We start from the raw sequence: 16467 nt of genomic DNA on the forward strand, positions 1-16467 counted from the left end.
TTTTTTAAAACTTACGCATTCGAAAAAACATTTGATTTTGTTGTATTCGAAGTAACAAGAACAATTTATAAAATTAGTTCAATCGAAGTCTTGGGTAAGACGCTTTTTCTCTTTAACAAAACGGATAACTACGCATTGGACAATAGATACTTTAGGAAACACGCGGAAAAATTGTAACGTTTTGCTCATTCTAGACCTGATATTCCTTCAAATTAGCAAGTTCGAGAGATAAGGGAAAATTACGACAGTCTACCAGAATCATTTCACACCTGCTCTAAACAATATGCAGAAAATAATATATGTATTTATTAGTAAAGTTCTCCAGTTCCCTGATCTACACGTTTATAGAAATCAGAAAAATTACATGGGTCAGATATAACTGAGTTTTTATCACTACGAAAATCAAATTCTATTTTTTTTATAAGATCAATGGCTGGTATAGTCGAATTTAAAGGGATTTTTTTATAGTTTCTAATTCTGTGATATTCAATTGAGTCTAAGTCTACTTCAATCGCTTTATTACCGAAATAATAAAAATGATCTGAAATCAACACGTTATTGGAGCTAGTATCTCGTTCAAGATTTGTCATGTTAAATGAACCATCAGCATTGCTATGATGAGAATCTTCTTGTATCCATTCATTGTTTTCATTTTGATGGTAGATATTATCGCCCAGAATTTGTACATGACTACCATTTCTAGCAGGCTTTTTGAGAGAGAACCTGGTATCCTCCCAATAACCATTGAAACTAATTTTTTCTGAAACTTTCATTAATAGGATACATTTTTTTTTAGCTGATTTTAAATTGGCTCCACCAACTCCGAGTATCCAATCACCCACTTTAGCCGACTTTCTAATTCCAGGTTTGCATGTTGCCAAGGTACAACTTCCATGAAATGGATTAGGTGCAAAACCAAAGTCTCTCGTTATTGCATAAACATAAAGGTGTGAGTTGGGATCAATTAGCATACGACATTTCCACCTTGAACTTTATCACGATCCGTACCATCAGGTTTTTCAAAGGAAGTTTTACCTTCTAGTGCGTTGATAATGGCATCACTTCTCCAGGCCACTATAGAGGTTGCATACTTTTCGAGATTCTCTGGTAGTTTTACATCGCCTTTTAACCCATTTTCATATACACCTATGATTGGTTTTCCAAGTTGATGAGCTACTTGAATTTCCCAGTTTACCCAAGGTCTAGTATGTGTCTCTTTCCCGATAACAACTATAACTTGACTAGCCCACCTCATTTTCATTCTAAGTAAACGTGCAATCGTTCGGTCACTAAGTTTTTTTTCCTCAACTCGTCGCTGGTTTTCAGGTTTCATTCTAATAGAACTATTGCGTAAATGATAACCTTTTGCTGCAGCTAAACGAGAAACTCCATCAACACTCGCGTCGTCTTTATGATGATGGCTAACAAAAACATTTTTCTTAATTTCTTTAACCATTTTTAAATCCTTTGTAATTTGCTAATTATAAAATAATTCTATATTATTGCTTTGATAATGATATTTTTGTTTAGGCCTTTTATTGTTAAATTTAGTTCGGCATCTTTTATCTATCTCGCATGCACCACTATTTTCCATGTCCATTAAAGTGTAAACTCTTTCTTCTTTAGGCAGGAAGTGGAATATTTCATCCATGTTCCAATTTTCACTATACTTTTCAGCGATGTTATTTTGGTTTATAGTGAACCAGAATAAACACTCTTCGCTATTCATTCCATCTCTATTAGAAAAAATCCAATTAATTCCTCTTTCACAACCAGGACCTGAAATAACAAAGTTCAATTCTGTAAAGGGAAAGTTGGGTATGTATGTCAGATCTATGAAAATTTGATATGCTAGAAAATCCCCAATCCCTGAGAATGATTTTAAATGTTCAAAAACTTCGAACTGATTTCCTGATGATTTTACACCATTAACGATTTTATCTTGGTTATAATAAACAAATTTTATCATTCTAATTACCATATCATTTTCCGGTATTCCTTCTATATTTTTTAAGTATTTTCCGAAGTTAAACTTCGGACCTCCTAAAATATAGGCTGCACTAAAAAATACGTAGCCTGGTTTTTTTAATGATATATTTATTGTCTTTTCTCTGATCTTTTCATTGATGTCGCGAATAGTCATTTTTGTGAAATCAAAGGGCGCATCAAGTTCATTTAATGTATCGCTTTTATTTATTACTCTAAACAAAAATGAATTGAGTATTTTATTTTCATAAGTTAATTTATTGTTGTTTGTTATATTTTTCAATAACCATTTGGTTTCTTTGTCCCATGTTCTTTTAGTATTTACAAATTTATAGTTTCTCAATATTTTGTCGTCTGTCCAATATGGCGGAAGGTTAAGTATCTCTTTCTTGTAATATATGGATGTCCTCTCTCGTTGATGATAAAACCATTCCCTGATAACAGCTTCATTCAAGATAGGTTTAGCGGTTTTAATTTTCATTTCTCTGACATTACAAAAAAGTTGATCGTTTTTACTGTTCACTTAATAATACCTTTTCGAAGAAATGTTTAAAACTATCAATTCCGTTCACATTGTTGTCAAAATGATATTCTGATTTTGTTTTATTCTCAGTGACATACTTGTCGATTTCGTATTGTTTATAATTGTTATTTTCCCGTTCTATATGTACTATAGTGAACTGATTGTTCTTACACCATGCGAATTCTTCATTTGATCTTATGTCAGTAATTATTATATTTTTATTCATCCCTCCATTTTTTTCTAAAATTTTCAACTCTTCTGATAGCATTCTAATAAATATTTTTTCTTCAATTTTCCTTAGGCTGTCTAAGCTCAGCCATATATCTCTTGGTGAATGGCTGATAAAGTCGCCGGTAGGTAAGGTTATATTGAGTGGTAACATTTTATTTTCAGGGGGGTAATCCTTTTCCATCCAAGGATAAATGTAATTGGCCAATTTTTTGAGTTGATCGCTAAATGATAATCTAATAAATCCATAGTTGGATATCAGATAATTGGCAAGAAAGTCTTTTCCACTACCCGATATGCCCATGAATGCAATTTTCATAGACTGTCCTTATTAGAATTATTAAAATAATTAGAAGTTACGCTTAGATTGAAATCATTGCTTAACTTAGTTTTTAACACTATTGGTTGGTTGAATCTTTCCTGGAAAACATATGATAGAGCTGCTTCTGCATATCCCCAAAGTAAATTCCTTTCAGTTTCTACAAAGTGTTTAATAAATATTTTTTTTAAATTTTCGGTTTCCATATCTATTGTGTCTATTTTATGTTCATTTTCTGTTATTATTCTTTCAAGGAACGAAACTATATCACAGAATAATGATTTTATATTTTGTAACGATGGAGGGAATGATATTTCATCATCGTTTATCAAATCTGTCATTTGTTCTTCTTTTCTTTCGTATATTTCATTGGCTTGTCCTACTCTATCATCATATATATGAAGATTTGTTACTGACTGATGTAAGTATCCCAGTTTAATCTCGCTATCAACTTCCCTCTGTAATATTGAAAGTACTATCTCTTGAAGTAAACTAAACTCGAAAAGATTTATATTGCTCACTCCAAATATTAGATCGCCGCTTCTTTGAACTATTTTAATGTTTAAATTTTTGTCAGGAGTGATAAAGAAATGAATTAAGTTATTACAAGGAATATCGACACTATGTTCTATGTTGTATACTTTTATGAGGCTTTCATTCGTATCTCTGTCAGGCATGTATAAGCTAATGACTGCTCTTCTTGTAAATATTCCTTCTTTTTTGAATTGTTGCACGACATTTTCAAGTTGCCCGTGAGCGTATAGTCTTTCCCCATAAGCTGCTCGCCAAATGACACCATCATCTGAGTATTTAGGTGCTCTTGGTAAAAAAAAATTTAGATATGGTTTAATTCTGTTGTCGCCAGCAAAAACCCATATAGCTTCAGCAAATGTGGAAAATATATTATTTTTTCGACCCGCTAAACTTAAATGCCTTGATTTAGGGTTTCGTAAGATCATACTAACATCATAAATAGTTATAGCATCCCCATTCCTTGTCGAAATACAAACTCCTTCATTAAGCACTTTTTCTAGGAGTTTCATTATTACATCGTTAATAGTTTCTCCGTAAATGACGTGCATAAACAAAACCTCATGCTATAAAAAACATCTTTCTAGTTGATATAGTTTATTGGGCCTAATCCAGAATTTGGTCCAGCTATGATCTGGACTAACCGGATAGCACGTTTCAATCTCTTGCCTCTAAGAACAGGCTCGAACGTGATAGCCAATTGGCTTCCCACTTAGCAAGTGAGACCTCGACCCACGCTACCGCCCTCAGTTGCATAGGCACTGCGTTTGTATGAACATTTACAAATGTTACTCATGTTATGGGTTTGGTCAATCTGGCAATAAGATAATTACGAAACTTTAGACTTATTACTTAAGTGGAGGTGGCGCGAGTCGCTAGCGAGTAAGACTGTCTCTTATATGTACCAGAAGCACAACTGACGATGCTCCAAAACCATAGTCACCGCTGCGTAGCAAGCTGTGGCCTCTCGCTACTCCCGGGTGCCCCCCAGTTACAACGTTGTGGGTTGCTTAAGAAATCTGTCCCGCCGGATTAGAGTGGTGGTGGATTACTGACTGTACTCTGCGTTCAATACAGAGACAGCCCGGAACAGGCAGTAATTGATGCCGGAACGAGACTATTTAAGAACAAACCGCCCCCGGTTAGCAGGATCGTCTCGGCCGGCAGGAAAGCATGCTAACACCTACATGAAGTCCCTGTCAGTGCAGGCCCCAGACTCAACACCACCAATCTACTTTTCGCCACTGCGAAGTAAGGGGCGCTACGCCCGGCTATGCAGGGGCAGTTTTTTTCCTGTGCGCTTTTCGTTCCTCTATCGGCTTCCTGTTAATCGTTTCCCAACACAACCCGTCCCGCAAGGGTAAATGGCACGCATGCTGCGCCCTTGCAGGACAGAACGATGTCGGGAAAGCGAACCGTCAGGCGATACGAAGACGAAAATCACACACTGACGGAGAAAAAACGATGACGATTTCCCTGCATACCACCCGGACAAGCGCCCCTAACACCGCAGCGGCGACCAGCGTATCCCCGCTGGACCCGTCAGGCTCCTCAAAAACGAAATTTTCTAAAACCAGAACCGACATTTACCAGACTGTTACTGACAACATCATTGCAGCGCTGGAAGCCGGAGTAAAACCGTGGTCCTGCCCGTGGCAGCGTGTAGATGGCATGTCTGGTTTGCCTTCCAATTACGCCACTGGTGTGGCTTATAGTGGCATGAACATCATGTTGCTGTGGTGCAGCGCATCTAAGCAGGGTTTCAGCGATTCACGCTGGATGACCTACAAACAGGCACAGACTGCAGGTGGACAGGTTCGCAAGGGTGAGCATGGCACAACAGCTATTTTCTACACTACGCTGGAGAAGGAAAACGACGCCGGAGACGTTGAACAAATCCCGATGCTGAAAACTTTCACCGTGTTCAACGTTCAGCAAATCGACGGCCTGCCCCTGACAACTGAAACGGTCAGCCCGGAAGCAACCTTTGACTCGTTGCCCGAGGCTGAAAACCTGTTCAGGAAGAGCGGCGCAAACATCATTGAGAAAGGACAAAACGCCTTTTTCAGCCCATCAACTGATGAAGTCTGGTTACCGGAGCGCCATCTATTCGCTGATGCGGCTAACTTCTATGCTACCGGTCTGCATGAGCTTGTCCACTGGAGTGGGGGCAAAAAACGTTTGAACCGTGAAATGAAAGGGAAGTTTGGCAGTGCGGATTATGCAGAGGAAGAACTTGTCGCGGAGCTGGGAAGTGCCTTTTTGATGGCTGATCTTGGCATTGAGGGAGAGGTACAACATGAAAGCTACATTGCTTCCTGGCTGAAAGCGTTGAAAAACGACAAGCGTTATATTTTCAAAGCGGCGAGCGCAGCCTCTAAAGCACATCGTTACCTGCTGGATAAACTCTGAGACCGGGATCAGGCAACCGCAAGGGAATGCGGTTACATGGTTTTTAACCGGTAACGCTGCAAGGCGCAGACTGAGGCGGAACGCAGCACAGCGAGTACCGAACAGTCTGCGCCTCGCAGTGGAATAAAAATTATTTCGACCTGGCGGTATCGCCGCCAGTCCGGTGAGGCCATCTCGATGGCCTGAGTAAAAGCTTACGTATAGCTGCCTAGTGACAGGCGTTTCAGTTCATCAAGGGTATAAATGCGAAACACCCGACGGTGACGTTCTTCCAGCGGGACGTGCTGATGGTTGATGATGACATGTTTGATGCTGTCAAACAGTAGTTCAAGTGCCCGTTTTTTCTGTGGGTCAGGCATGACATAAAAAACATAAATCCAGTGCTTGCGTGTACGGGCCAGCAGGTGGCTGGCGATAATAGACTGGTAACGGGATCGGGTTTTCAGGCGGCGCTCGGTTTCAATGGCAATAACGTTTCCGTCAGGCAGGGTTAATAACCCGTCCGGGCGATGTTTCACCTGATACTGGCTGATAAAGGTGGCCCGGTCGCCGTTAATCCATCCCGAAGCGCCTTTCTTCTCCAGAATAAGTCTGGCGGCCTGATTATCAAGATGGTGCTCCAGCGTCCAGCCGGTCATTTTTGATGGTTCGAACCGCGCAGGAAAGATTTTATCATCCGGGGTTAACACCACCGCCAGCCCGTCACTGGTGATCCCCCATAATGAAATCTTCATTGTTCGTGATTCAAGCACATGCTTCTGTATTAACCCCATTCGCTCTGTTTTTGCCAGTAGCGAATAAAGCGACTTATGATCCCGGAAACCAAATAACAGCATCAGCGTTTTAAAATCACTGTAGGTTTCTTCTTTCAGGAAGTTCAGCAGTTGTTTTATTTTTTCTCTGTTGCGTGTCTGGCGCTCTTGATATGTCGAAATCAGCATAACCGCTCCTTAAAAATCCAGCGGGGACAGGTGTTCTTGCTCATCAGGTTGGGGCTCTGCCGGTTTGACTTCGATTTCGTTGAAGAAAAGATCCGGGTGCGTTGTCATTACATCCTGTATGGATGGTTTATCATCCTCGTCAAAATCCAGTGCGATTTTCACCGGTGCCGCCGATGCGGCAATATCAGGGGAAACCCAGAAGATTTTTAGCTGACGCTTTCTGACCTTTATCGGTGAAATCAAGGAGGCAGAAGGTAGCGTTTTTGTCGTAAAGATAAAGCTGACAAAATCGGGCAGGTTCAGGATCATATTGCTGTCAATAAAGAAACGTTCGGCCTGGCGGATTGTGCGCTCACTGTCGATGGTCTCCGTCAGCATATTATCCGTTTTAGCCTTACGAAGTTCATCATCCACCAGAATCGTGCCTGACATTCTGGCCACCCAGTCCGCCGTATCCGGGTCCATAACCCGATAAACCAGTTTGAATTTGGCATTTTCAACGACCGCACCGACAACGGCGTCGCCTTTCAAATCTGCCGGGCAGTCTTTTAAATCGGCAATGGACTGATGATCCATAATAATATGCACGCCTTTATCCCGAGCAGCGCCTAAACCTTCCAGCGCTGGCCTGGATAAATGGTATTTCAGTTCGGAAAGATAAACAGCAATGGGGCGGGGTACGTCTGTTACACGGTCGCGCCTTTCTGCTAACTGGTACAGACGTACCAGTAGCATGCGCTGTGTGGTAATAATTTTGCTGTTTCGCATGGAGCCGATAACATAACAGCAGCCACCTTCATCAAATATTTTTTTGAGTGAAAAACCCTCCGGTGAATTAATGGCATTGAGTAATGCCAGTTCCTCTATCTTGCCAAAAAATGCTTTGATTTTTTCGGCAATACCCTGAACGTAATCACCGTTATAAACATCCCGGATTGTTGTCGATGGATTATCGCTGACAAATTGTGCGGCCATACGGGCGGCTTTCCGGTCGTCGATCCGATAAAAGTCAGATTCCTGACCTTTTTCCGCCAGGCTGAAACCGGCAACAAAAAGCTCTTCCAGCTCATCGGCGGTGATTTCTTCAATCAGATTTAACTGGTATGCCTGTTTCCTCAGGTCAATTAAGGCAAAGGGTTTTCCTGCATCCTCGCAGGCTTTCCGGTAAAGGTGTGGAGCCCATTCATCATCCTTGGGGTCCATAACAAACACACCTTCACCGGCCAGAATACTTTGATAAAGTAATATGCCGGCGGCTACCCCTTTGCCGGCCCCTGTGGTACCGATAATATCCGCGTGTTGTTTCTGCCAGTCTTTTAACGGGATATACATTGGTTCGTTCTCCCTGTCCATGCCAATAAAAATGCCTTTATTCAGGTCAATATAATCCAGCGGATCATAATGCAGTGTTTCCGGCAGCAGGGACTTTACGGTGCGGACATCGGTGCGCAATTCGCGTTCAAGGGTGGTTTTTTTAACAAGATGTTTCTTTATTTTGTCCAGTGCCGGCGTGAATACCCTGCGAAGCATAATATGAAAAATAATTCCGGTTACAGTGAAAGCAATCCGTACTGACCAGGCCAGTACCGTATTATCACTGGTGAGTCTGGTCTTATACAGCCACTGGAAGGATCCGATAACTATCGGGGCCAGTGTGCCAGAGAGAAAACACAGCATGGAAAAAGCCATAATCAACTTTTGCCACAACGGGGCTTTTTGCCGTTCATCGCTTTTCATCGATGCGAAAAACGGCATCGTCAACCCCGATAACAGCGCCAGCATCAGCTGATGCTGTTGCATAAAAGCAATGAAGCTCAGCGCGCCATTCACTATCGGCGACAGTGAAACGGCCAGCTTATTCAAAATCACGATGCCTCCTTCGTCAGCAGTTCGCCCCACGACATCGCCCCATCAATTCGCCCAACGGTGTTGGGCGAAAAGGCGGGGCGAGCGTATGGGGTAAAGAAGGTGGCCGCGTTGCGGCCATATGCAGGGAAGCATGCTTTCCTGCATTAAACGGCGTGCGCCACTACATGCGGGCTGGACGCCCTTATTGCCTGTCGCATGGGGGTAATGTCGCGGCTGGACGCCGTGCCAAAACCCCCAACGTCAACGGCGACACACCGTCGCCCGCTACGCGCGACCACCCCCTTTAAGACGGTCGCTTTCGCCTTTTTATTCCCTTTGCTCGTTCCTCGCAGCGGGAATAAAAGGGAAGCTGACCTTTAAAGAGGGTGGTCGCGCCACGCTACCGGCTTTTGGCCGGAGACTTAGCCGCGACGGTGTGCGGGGCGATGCCCCCCAAATAAACCGCTGTCGTGGGCGACAGCTTTTCGCTCGCTGGGGCGGCGAAATTTATTCGGCTCCCCCCGGCTGGCAAAATCCGCGTGGGCGCGGCTGTTTGCCGGTGAGGCGCGGTGCCTGAACTATTTTCGCTCCTTAACCCGCGAAAATAATTCTGTCCGCTGCCTCATTTTTACGGCCGCATTTCTTCACGCCTTAATCCGCGAAAAATGTGGGGCCTTAAAAACCTGAAAGCCGCCACGCCTTAAGCCGGTCCCGGCTAAAATATTTCGGCGCTACAGGGGGCCTGCGAATAAAATTAAGGTAGGGAGGTTAATATTGGCTTTCGCGTATTTCCCTGATGATGTCGGAATAACACTGACGACTTTCTTTAATGCTGGTTTCATCCAGCGTAAAGCCACGCCGGTTAGCTTCCTCTGTCAGCGTCATTCTGTCGGTGGCGTTCAGCGTTTGCAGTAATTGCAATAACCTGCATATAACCCGGTAGTGATAAATTTCATAATAAAGGCCGCATCCGTGCATCGCCTCATTTTCAATGTGCTCAATAACACAGGCTGCGCGCATGGAATCTCCGCGCTGACGTGTCCAGGGATGTTCAATAAAACCCGGTTTGGTCATAAATATTACCTCCGCTAATTAACCACGCACGCGGCCAAATTTATTGATAATCTGGCGGATAATTTCCGGGTCTGCCGAGTTACATTCAAGTAAAAATGATTTTCTGGCATCGGCAGTATGGTCCGGCAGAAAACCGTGCTTGTTCTTTTTGACGATATTAAAGAATGCACGTTCGGCCGAATGGCATTCATTGCCGCCGCCGTTCCCGGTGGCTTTACCGTACATGCATAATACCACTTCACAGACGTCAGCGGCCATGACGGAGGTGGGATATGATGCCATAATGCAGAGTAATAATGCGGAGGATATTTCTTTTTTCATTTCGGTCACCTTCATATTCAAAATAGTGTTGCGTAATTTGATAAGTTATTTATTGAATTCCTTTACTGAATACACCTCTCATGTCATTGAGGTGAAGGGGTTTAAAATAAATATCGCTCATCCGGCGTATGTCACCGTGAATATCAATGCTGATTATCACATCAATGCTCTTAAGCACCTTGCGTAACAGCACGTCGAAAGGCATGTTCCGGCAGTCAGGGTTTTCATAGCAGCGGTCAATTAACCCTTCAATACATTCTTCCGGGCTGCCCGCATGCAGGGAGGTCATCAATCCCTCATGCCCTGAACCGACGATTTTCAGCGCATCCCAGGCTTCTTGTCCGCGAATTTCAGCCAGTAATATCCGGTCAGGGTTCATACGATAATTGGCACGTATCAGCCTGCCGGGCGTGACAATGGCATTATCCCCGGCATCCGCCGGATAAAAGAGATGGACATAATTGATGTGGTGATAGAAGCGGATTTCGGGGTTGTCCTCGATGGTGGTCAGCCTGAGGTGCCGGGGAATATAGTGCAGCAGCGTTTTCATATAGGTGGTTTTACCGGAGCCTGTTTCACCCACAATAAAAATCGTTTTACCGTATTCCACCGCTTTTTCCATAAAGCGGGAAATATCTCCACCTTGATAATAGCGGGTCAGTTCAACATCTTTGCCTTCCGTTCGCTCCTTACCGGTCACCCGGTTATAAAATCCCGCATCAATCCATGACTGATGCGTTTTCTGCCCGAATGAGGGTTTGCGCAGCGTAATAGACACGGTATTGCGCTCACAGGCCGGGGGAATAATGGCCTGAATGCGCTCGCCTGACTCAAGCGTGGCGGAAAGGATCGGCGAGGTGTCGTCGATATTATCTTCCTGCCAGGACGCCAGCGCTCTGGCAAAGGCGTAACACTGGCGCAGCGTAATCGGGACTTCATGTCTTCGCCATTTCCCCCGGATTTTGGTATGCAGTTCACCCGGCCGGTTAACGGCAATTTCCGTCAGGCCGTCCTGCGCAATAAAATCACCAAACAGCTGGTTTTTCATAAAATCCAGCGACAGATTTTCAGCGTTCATACCACCTCTTTTTCAGTCGCAGCTGCCAGACGGATGAGAAATCAATATCGGTGCCGGTCATGATGCCGATGACATCACCCTGATTCAGGTACAGGGTGGGCGGGATATTGATGCTGTTGTCCAGCGTGGTTTTCGCCATTTCCGCCGTGGCGGCGCGGGTGTTTTCGGTGTAGTCGGTATTGCGGTCTTTCCCCGGGGCAGAATCTGACGCCGCCGATGCTACGTCCTGCACGGTACTGAGCATCAGGGCATTGCCAAAGCGTTCCCAGAAGTGGTTGTCGATCCAGCCGGCGATCCCCGCTTCGCCGAGCGGGCCGCTGGCCTGCGTATCAGTAAGCGGAATTTGCAGGCTGCCGGGCTCCGGCGTGCGCAACTCCGTCCACAGTACAAACATCCGGCTGCGTCCGTGTTGCAGCGCCCCGGTGCGGTAGATGCCACGGGCGACCGTTCCCGCCGGGATCAGCGTCACATGGTTGCTGGCGCTGTAAACATCTTCACTAATCAGGCAGGAAATATGCCCCCCGACATCGGACACAAAGCGCCACATCATCGAACACGGGATATAGCGCTCCACCGGGATATAGAGATCAGGATCGAGACCCAGTCGTCTGACGCTGGTGACACGGGCGACGCCCGGATTGTCGTTGTTACCCGTTTCTGGCGCGGCAGTATCCGGGCAGCGCAGGCGGCCATCCTTTCCCCTGGTCAGTACTGACGGACAGGATGTGTACGTCGTGGATGATGACGGACTGTCGGACGTTTCTGCGTTGCTGCGAAGTTGGCCCGGGGACGTGCGTCTATTATCGCCCGGCATTGTTCGGGCGTTGTTCAGCCCGTCAGCCAGCGCAGCTGCCTTGTTCAGGGCGGGTGGTGCCTGTGGCTGGGTGGGTGCGGAGGAGACGGTCTGGCTGACAGGGTCTGTTCCGTCCTGTGTGTGCGGCCCGAACAAGCCAAACGGGTTACTGTCCATGCCCAGATTTTGACGCTCATGCAGCGTCTTCCCGGCGGAGGGTGGCGGCGCGGTGTCGGCTTCTTTCTCATTACCCCCTTTCAATGCACTGAAAAGACGATCGCCGCCGGATGCCAGGGCGATCACCAGCGCCAGACTCAGCAGGCTGACGATCAGCGTGCGGCGACCGGAAACCTTACGAAAACGGGTCACTTCCGGCTGCCCGGGGGGTGTTCTTTGCTCCTGCTCCTGATACGCCATTGCCGCACGGGCGCGTTCGCGTGCTTCCGCTTCCCGCTCTGCGGTGGTTTTTTCCGGCTCGTCCGGGACAGGTTTATCGGTCATTTCGCCTCCAGCGTAACGGACGGTGAAACGGTGTCGCTGCGGGTTATCGGGATGCGCCCGAATCCGTCGTTTTCGATCCCCACCACCGAAGTGCCGTAACGCAGCACCAGTTGTGGCGCTGCCGGCACCACCATCACGATGTAATTACCCTGCTTAACGGTCCGGGGCGTGAGCGCCTGCTCCCGTCCGTTAACCACCCGGAAAACAGACGGCAGGGTTTTGATGGGGGAAAAACCGATATAAGCAAAACGACCATCATCCCAGGCAAAATCCGGTGCGATGGAGGCCGAACCGGCGGCGACCCGTTTGGTGTAGCGCCAGTTGCGTGGCGTGCTGGCCTGTCCGAATGCTGCCGCTATCTGCTGCTTCTCCTGTCTTTCACGCTGCTGCGTCTGACGCGCGGCGCTGGCGGCGGCGGATTGCTGGCGAACCTCGGCCGGATAGTGGTAACGGATAACGAACGCCTGCGAGGGGGAATCGTGGTCCAGCACGTTCAGCTCCAGGCTGTAATCACGCTTTGAGGTCACCACGAAGAGGTTGGTCTTCCAGTCCTTTGCCGTGGGCAGGAACACCTGGCTGAAGTTGTTGCCGCTGGCGTCCGTCACCGGCTGGGTGATGGGGTTCGGGCTGACGTCTACCCGGTTATCACTTTTCGTCACCGTCCAGCCTTTTGGAAAACCCGCTTGCGCATCAATCACAGCTTCATCGTTGTCAAACAGCAGCGTGGTGACGTAGCCGGGGCGGGTGTTCACCACGGTGGCATTCTGGCTGTTATACGATACGTTCTGCATCCGGCTGTCATAGCCGCTGCCGCGCGGGGTGGCGGCGCTCCATGTCGCGCATGACGCGAGTAAGCCTGTCAGGAGCAGGATATTTTTCAGCATCATTCGCTCCTCAGTTCTTTATCGCGCTGGTAGCTGGTGACGATAAAGCCCAGCGGATTCACTTCACGCTGGCTGTCCGTCAGTTGCTGATGCGGGACATAACGGTAAGTGAGGCGGATATTCCAGAAATCCGTTTTCACTGAATTATCAGAAATACGGCGGAGGGTGCGCTTAATACGCAGTGTTGCCAGGTTATCCGGTCCGGTGGCAGGCGCATGCACATTAGAAATAATGTCGATATAGACGACATATTCGGCTTTATTAAAAATAACGTCCGGAGCCTGGTCGCCGTTAAACCCGTCCAGATAATCCCGGTTCACGCTGTCGCTGTTAAATAACTGTACGTCGTCGTAATCACGCTGGAGGGAGAAATAATTATACCCTTCGCGGAGTCTGACATAGTGTGCCGCCAGTGAATGGGCCAGCGCTTTTTCAGACGCAATATCCCGCTCTTTAATACGGGTCATATACTCATAACGACCGGTCTGCTTGTTCACCGACCACAATTCAATGTCAGTGGTTTTCAGCGGCAGCAGAATAATAATGGCCGTGATCGTCAGTGCAGCCAGAATCAGCCCGGCAGCGGCCACCCGCCAGGCGGTTTTGCGGGAACGCTCTTCCTTTTCCAGCAGGATGGATTCAAAAGAGCGCGAGACATTAATGATGCGCTGAATATCAGACATGGTGGGTCAGCTCCTGAATGATGGCGGGGGAATTCACCGGCTGGGGATCGCCGGACACCGGCGGGAGGTCGCCCTGATGCTGCGCGCAGCCCGTAAGCGCGCACAGCACCAAAAACAAGATGCTGAATTTCATGGAAGCCTCTTATCGGATTAATGCAGGAAGGCCGCACCGCTGGCTGAGGCCACGGCGTGACGGGGAAATGAGATTAACGGTCGGGAGGAATTAACGGTGAAGCTGCTGGTTCTGGCGTTTCATGCTTTCGATGGCGGTGGCACGTTTCTGCCAGGCGCTCACGGCTTTGCCCGCCCCTGCGGCAATGAACCTGCCGCTTGTCGCTGCTGCGGCCATGCCACCTTTGGCGGTCATTCGGCCCCCGGTCTTTATGCCGGGTCTGGCAAAGTCGGCAGATTTGCTGGCCAGCCCGCTCAGTCCGCTTATGGCAGCCCCCTGTAACACGGCCTGCACGGCGGCACCGCTTAGCGCAGTGGCTATTTTCGCTGAAAAATACACCACGACGCCTGCGGCAATCCCGGCCAGCAAACATTGCGCCGCCAGGGTCACCATATTGCTTTCAGCAGACGTTGCTGTGGCGGCCTCCAGTATTTTATTCAGGTAGTTGATGGCGATCCGGACAGACAGAGCAGAGAACATGATCGTTAAGATTGCGGTAAATATTGTTTTCAGCCAGTTATCAAACATGGGTTTAAGAAAACCGTACAGCAGGCAGAAAATAAAGAGTGGGGCGGTGGTGGTCATTAACAGAATGGTGATTTCGGCGAGCAGGTTGACAAAGGTTGCAGCCAGTAACAGAACGATTGCTCCGCCCCAGACCAGCACCTCGGCAAAACCGCCATTCACTTTAACGTAGGTGGAGGTATCGAGATTAAACAGCGTTTGCCCCAGCGCTTGTGCCTTTTCCCACACCGTATCGAGCAGCGCCCAGACATTATCATCGCCACTGATGCCGTCCTTAAGCCCTTCAATGGCCACAATGATGGCATTCAGCCAGCCATCGCGGTTTAAAACAAAGGTGGTGATCAGCAACATGCGCCCCACATCCCAGACAACATCTTCAACCGGTGTCTGGAGTTTGCCGCCAAGCGTCTGATACCCGCGATACGTAATAAATAGGGTGAAGGAACTGATGATAATCACACTGATTAGGGTGCCGTAGGTAGAAGACTGACCTTCTAACACGGCATTGAGTCCATCCATGATGTTTTTGTCCATACCAACAAAAATACCACCGGACATGGTGCCTCTCATTAGTCAGGAACAGACAGGGGATAAAAACAGGGAAGGATCCCTGTTTTTGTTGGCGGGAATATTACTGAGTGACGGATTTTCTTTTTTGGGCTTCCTGCTGAAACAGTGTCTCGAATTTTTCCCTGATACCGGGTTTGCCTGTCTGGGCAAACATGAGTGCTGCCCGGTGCGCAAACTCGCAGTTGTCGCTTGCCTCGCCATCCTTGAGGCATTGCGTATATACCTTATAGGTTTCATCGGGATGTTCTTTATACCAGGCTTCTGATTTCGTCTCTTTACAACCGGATAAGACGAGAATGCCTGAAATGACGCCTAAGGTTAATACGGGGTTTAACATGTTAACCTCCCTATAGAGAGTTCAGATCAGCAACGGGCGCAGTTAATTGCTGTTGCTCAAAGGCTTTCTGTTTTTGCCGTTCCAGCAGCGTTGCTCGCTGTTCAGTCTGTTTGACTGACATCTCCCACTGGCTGGTCAGCGCATTTAATTGTACGCTTTTGGCCGCGATGGCGTTAGCCAGGTCCTGTGACTCTTTCGAATCCTGCGCATTAGCAATACGGTCTGATAAACCTGATATATCACCGAGCGTGCCTGTGATCTTGTTTTCAACCTCGGACGTATTTTCTATTGCTACAGCCTGATTCAGGATCATCTGTTTGCAGCTGTCCAGATAGCGTTGTGACGTGCTGGACGGGTTACAGGTATCGAACGTTTTATATTTGTTATACAAGCTATTCAGTTCAGACGAATATGACCCGCTTTGGTTGCTCAGCAGGTCATCCAGTGAAATACCGTTTTGACGAAGATTATCGATATCGGTTTTCAGCTTTTTGGCCTCGCGGAGAAATGCCTGAACGTCCCGCACGCCCGTTGCTGTGGCTAATTGCTGCTTGTAGGCATCGAGTTCACTTCTATAGTGGGTGACGGTTTCCTGCCACTGCTGGAGTTTCTGGATCCACTGATTCATGGATTCGGTATTCTGTACGGCGTCGAATACCGGTATTCCGGCACTTAACGCTCGGGTGGAAATAAACAACGATAATGCCAGTATGATATCTCTGAACCGCATTTTCATTACCT

At 47.1% G+C, this 16467-nt stretch carries 18 protein-coding genes; 1 reads left to right on the forward strand and 17 read right to left on the reverse strand.

The annotated features are described in order from the left end of the window. Nucleotides 1–308: 308 nt before the first annotated feature. Genes HV314_RS10285 through HV314_RS10305 form a run of 5 tightly spaced genes read right to left on the reverse strand, consistent with a single transcriptional unit; the run spans nt 309 to nt 4138 of the window. A complete protein-coding gene (locus HV314_RS10285) occupies nt 309–971 on the reverse strand; it encodes a hypothetical protein (RefSeq protein WP_023143489.1) in 663 nt (220 codons plus the stop codon). Further along, the gene (locus HV314_RS10290; RefSeq protein ID WP_002911710.1) at nt 965–1456 is read right to left on the reverse strand and encodes a TIR domain-containing protein; all 492 of its coding nucleotides are present in this window, start codon (nt 1454–1456) and stop codon (nt 965–967) included. Before HV314_RS10290 ends, HV314_RS10285 begins: the two co-directional genes overlap by 7 nt. A 21-nt stretch (nt 1457–1477) precedes the next feature. Continuing rightward, the gene (locus HV314_RS10295) at nt 1478–2509 is read right to left on the reverse strand and encodes a nucleotide kinase domain-containing protein (RefSeq protein ID WP_063945090.1); all 1032 of its coding nucleotides are present in this window, start codon (nt 2507–2509) and stop codon (nt 1478–1480) included. Next, a complete protein-coding gene (locus tag HV314_RS10300) occupies nt 2499–3056 on the reverse strand; it encodes an adenylate kinase (RefSeq protein WP_181547965.1) in 558 nt (185 codons plus the stop codon). Before HV314_RS10300 ends, HV314_RS10295 begins: the two co-directional genes overlap by 11 nt. Beyond that, a complete protein-coding gene (locus tag HV314_RS10305) occupies nt 3053–4138 on the reverse strand; it encodes a thymidylate synthase (protein WP_181547966.1) in 1086 nt (361 codons plus the stop codon). The genes HV314_RS10300 and HV314_RS10305 overlap by 4 nt, the downstream gene beginning before the upstream one ends. Before the next feature lie 913 nt (nt 4139–5051). Between HV314_RS10305 and HV314_RS10310 the strand changes: the two genes are divergently transcribed. Further along, complete coding sequence (locus tag HV314_RS10310; protein WP_103972477.1) at nt 5052–5999, forward strand: ArdC family protein; 948 nt, start codon at nt 5052–5054, stop codon at nt 5997–5999. 194 nt (nt 6000–6193) lie between these two features. Here HV314_RS10310 and mobC read toward each other — a convergent pair whose 3' ends face one another. From mobC to HV314_RS10370, 12 genes are all read right to left on the reverse strand, one after another. Further along, nucleotides 6194–6940 carry a MobC family replication-relaxation protein gene (mobC, locus tag HV314_RS10315; protein WP_098363225.1) on the reverse strand — a complete coding sequence of 249 codons (747 nt, stop codon included), beginning with the start codon at nt 6938–6940 and terminating at the stop codon, nt 6194–6196. A 9-nt stretch (nt 6941–6949) separates the two neighbouring features. Then, nucleotides 6950–8809 carry a type IV secretory system conjugative DNA transfer family protein gene (locus HV314_RS10320; RefSeq protein ID WP_181547967.1) on the reverse strand — a complete coding sequence of 620 codons (1860 nt, stop codon included), beginning with the start codon at nt 8807–8809 and terminating at the stop codon, nt 6950–6952. Nucleotides 8810–9556: 747 nt separating this feature from the next. Next, complete coding sequence (locus tag HV314_RS10325) at nt 9557–9862, reverse strand: hypothetical protein (protein WP_181547968.1); 306 nt, start codon at nt 9860–9862, stop codon at nt 9557–9559. Nucleotides 9863–9880: 18 nt separating this feature from the next. Continuing rightward, complete coding sequence (locus HV314_RS10330; RefSeq protein ID WP_181547969.1) at nt 9881–10183, reverse strand: TrbM/KikA/MpfK family conjugal transfer protein; 303 nt, start codon at nt 10181–10183, stop codon at nt 9881–9883. 49 nt (nt 10184–10232) lie between these two features. Beyond that, complete coding sequence (gene virB11 / locus HV314_RS10335; protein WP_181547970.1) at nt 10233–11261, reverse strand: P-type DNA transfer ATPase VirB11; 1029 nt, start codon at nt 11259–11261, stop codon at nt 10233–10235. Then, nucleotides 11251–12555, reverse strand: a complete 1305-nt coding sequence (gene virB10, locus HV314_RS10340; RefSeq protein WP_181547971.1) for a VirB10/TraB/TrbI family type IV secretion system protein — start codon at nt 12553–12555, stop codon at nt 11251–11253. Before virB10 ends, virB11 begins: the two co-directional genes overlap by 11 nt. Beyond that, a complete protein-coding gene (gene virB9 / locus HV314_RS10345; protein ID WP_181548101.1) occupies nt 12552–13439 on the reverse strand; it encodes a P-type conjugative transfer protein VirB9 in 888 nt (295 codons plus the stop codon). The genes virB10 and virB9 overlap by 4 nt, the downstream gene beginning before the upstream one ends. Then, nucleotides 13439–14122, reverse strand: coding sequence for a virB8 family protein (locus HV314_RS10350; RefSeq protein WP_181547972.1), 684 nt, complete (start codon nt 14120–14122; stop codon nt 13439–13441). Before HV314_RS10350 ends, virB9 begins: the two co-directional genes overlap by 1 nt. Then, nucleotides 14115–14255: a hypothetical protein gene (locus HV314_RS10355; RefSeq protein ID WP_024359940.1), complete on the reverse strand. Its 141-nt coding sequence runs from the start codon at nt 14253–14255 to the stop codon at nt 14115–14117. Before HV314_RS10355 ends, HV314_RS10350 begins: the two co-directional genes overlap by 8 nt. 90 nt (nt 14256–14345) lie before the next feature. Next, on the reverse strand, nt 14346–15377 hold the full coding sequence (locus tag HV314_RS10360; protein WP_181547973.1) for a type IV secretion system protein: 1032 nt from the start codon (nt 15375–15377) through the stop codon (nt 14346–14348). Between the two features lie 73 nt (nt 15378–15450). After that, the gene (locus HV314_RS10365) at nt 15451–15726 is read right to left on the reverse strand and encodes an EexN family lipoprotein (protein WP_181547974.1); all 276 of its coding nucleotides are present in this window, start codon (nt 15724–15726) and stop codon (nt 15451–15453) included. 10 nt (nt 15727–15736) lie between these two features. Further along, nucleotides 15737–16456: a type IV secretion system protein gene (locus HV314_RS10370; protein WP_181547975.1), complete on the reverse strand. Its 720-nt coding sequence runs from the start codon at nt 16454–16456 to the stop codon at nt 15737–15739. Nucleotides 16457–16467 lie beyond the last annotated feature (11 nt).

Origin of the sequence: Citrobacter sp. RHBSTW-00887, assembly GCF_013728095.1 — a bacterium.
Classification (GTDB): Bacteria; Pseudomonadota; Gammaproteobacteria; order Enterobacterales; family Enterobacteriaceae; genus Citrobacter; species Citrobacter braakii.

Coding starts and splice junctions, on each gene's coding strand:
- mobC (WP_098363225.1), bottom strand. CDS start 6,940: ATGCTGATTTCGACATATCAAGAGCGCCAGACACGCAACAGAGAAAAA.
- HV314_RS10360 (WP_181547973.1), bottom strand. CDS start 15,377: ATGTCCGGTGGTATTTTTGTTGGTATGGACAAAAACATCATGGATGGA.
- virB10 (WP_181547971.1), bottom strand. CDS start 12,555: ATGACCGATAAACCTGTCCCGGACGAGCCGGAAAAAACCACCGCAGAG.
- HV314_RS10290 (WP_002911710.1), bottom strand. CDS start 1,456: ATGGTTAAAGAAATTAAGAAAAATGTTTTTGTTAGCCATCATCATAAA.
- HV314_RS10325 (WP_181547968.1), bottom strand. CDS start 9,862: ATGACCAAACCGGGTTTTATTGAACATCCCTGGACACGTCAGCGCGGA.
- HV314_RS10370 (WP_181547975.1), bottom strand. CDS start 16,456: ATGCGGTTCAGAGATATCATACTGGCATTATCGTTGTTTATTTCCACC.
- HV314_RS10355 (WP_024359940.1), bottom strand. CDS start 14,255: ATGAAATTCAGCATCTTGTTTTTGGTGCTGTGCGCGCTTACGGGCTGC.
- virB9 (WP_181548101.1), bottom strand. CDS start 13,439: ATGCTGAAAAATATCCTGCTCCTGACAGGCTTACTCGCGTCATGCGCG.
- HV314_RS10285 (WP_023143489.1), bottom strand. CDS start 971: ATGCTAATTGATCCCAACTCACACCTTTATGTTTATGCAATAACGAGA.
- virB11 (WP_181547970.1), bottom strand. CDS start 11,261: ATGAACGCTGAAAATCTGTCGCTGGATTTTATGAAAAACCAGCTGTTT.
- HV314_RS10305 (WP_181547966.1), bottom strand. CDS start 4,138: ATGCACGTCATTTACGGAGAAACTATTAACGATGTAATAATGAAACTC.
- HV314_RS10350 (WP_181547972.1), bottom strand. CDS start 14,122: ATGTCTGATATTCAGCGCATCATTAATGTCTCGCGCTCTTTTGAATCC.
- HV314_RS10365 (WP_181547974.1), bottom strand. CDS start 15,726: ATGTTAAACCCCGTATTAACCTTAGGCGTCATTTCAGGCATTCTCGTC.
- HV314_RS10310 (WP_103972477.1), top strand. CDS start 5,052: ATGACGATTTCCCTGCATACCACCCGGACAAGCGCCCCTAACACCGCA.
- HV314_RS10330 (WP_181547969.1), bottom strand. CDS start 10,183: ATGAAAAAAGAAATATCCTCCGCATTATTACTCTGCATTATGGCATCA.
- HV314_RS10300 (WP_181547965.1), bottom strand. CDS start 3,056: ATGAAAATTGCATTCATGGGCATATCGGGTAGTGGAAAAGACTTTCTT.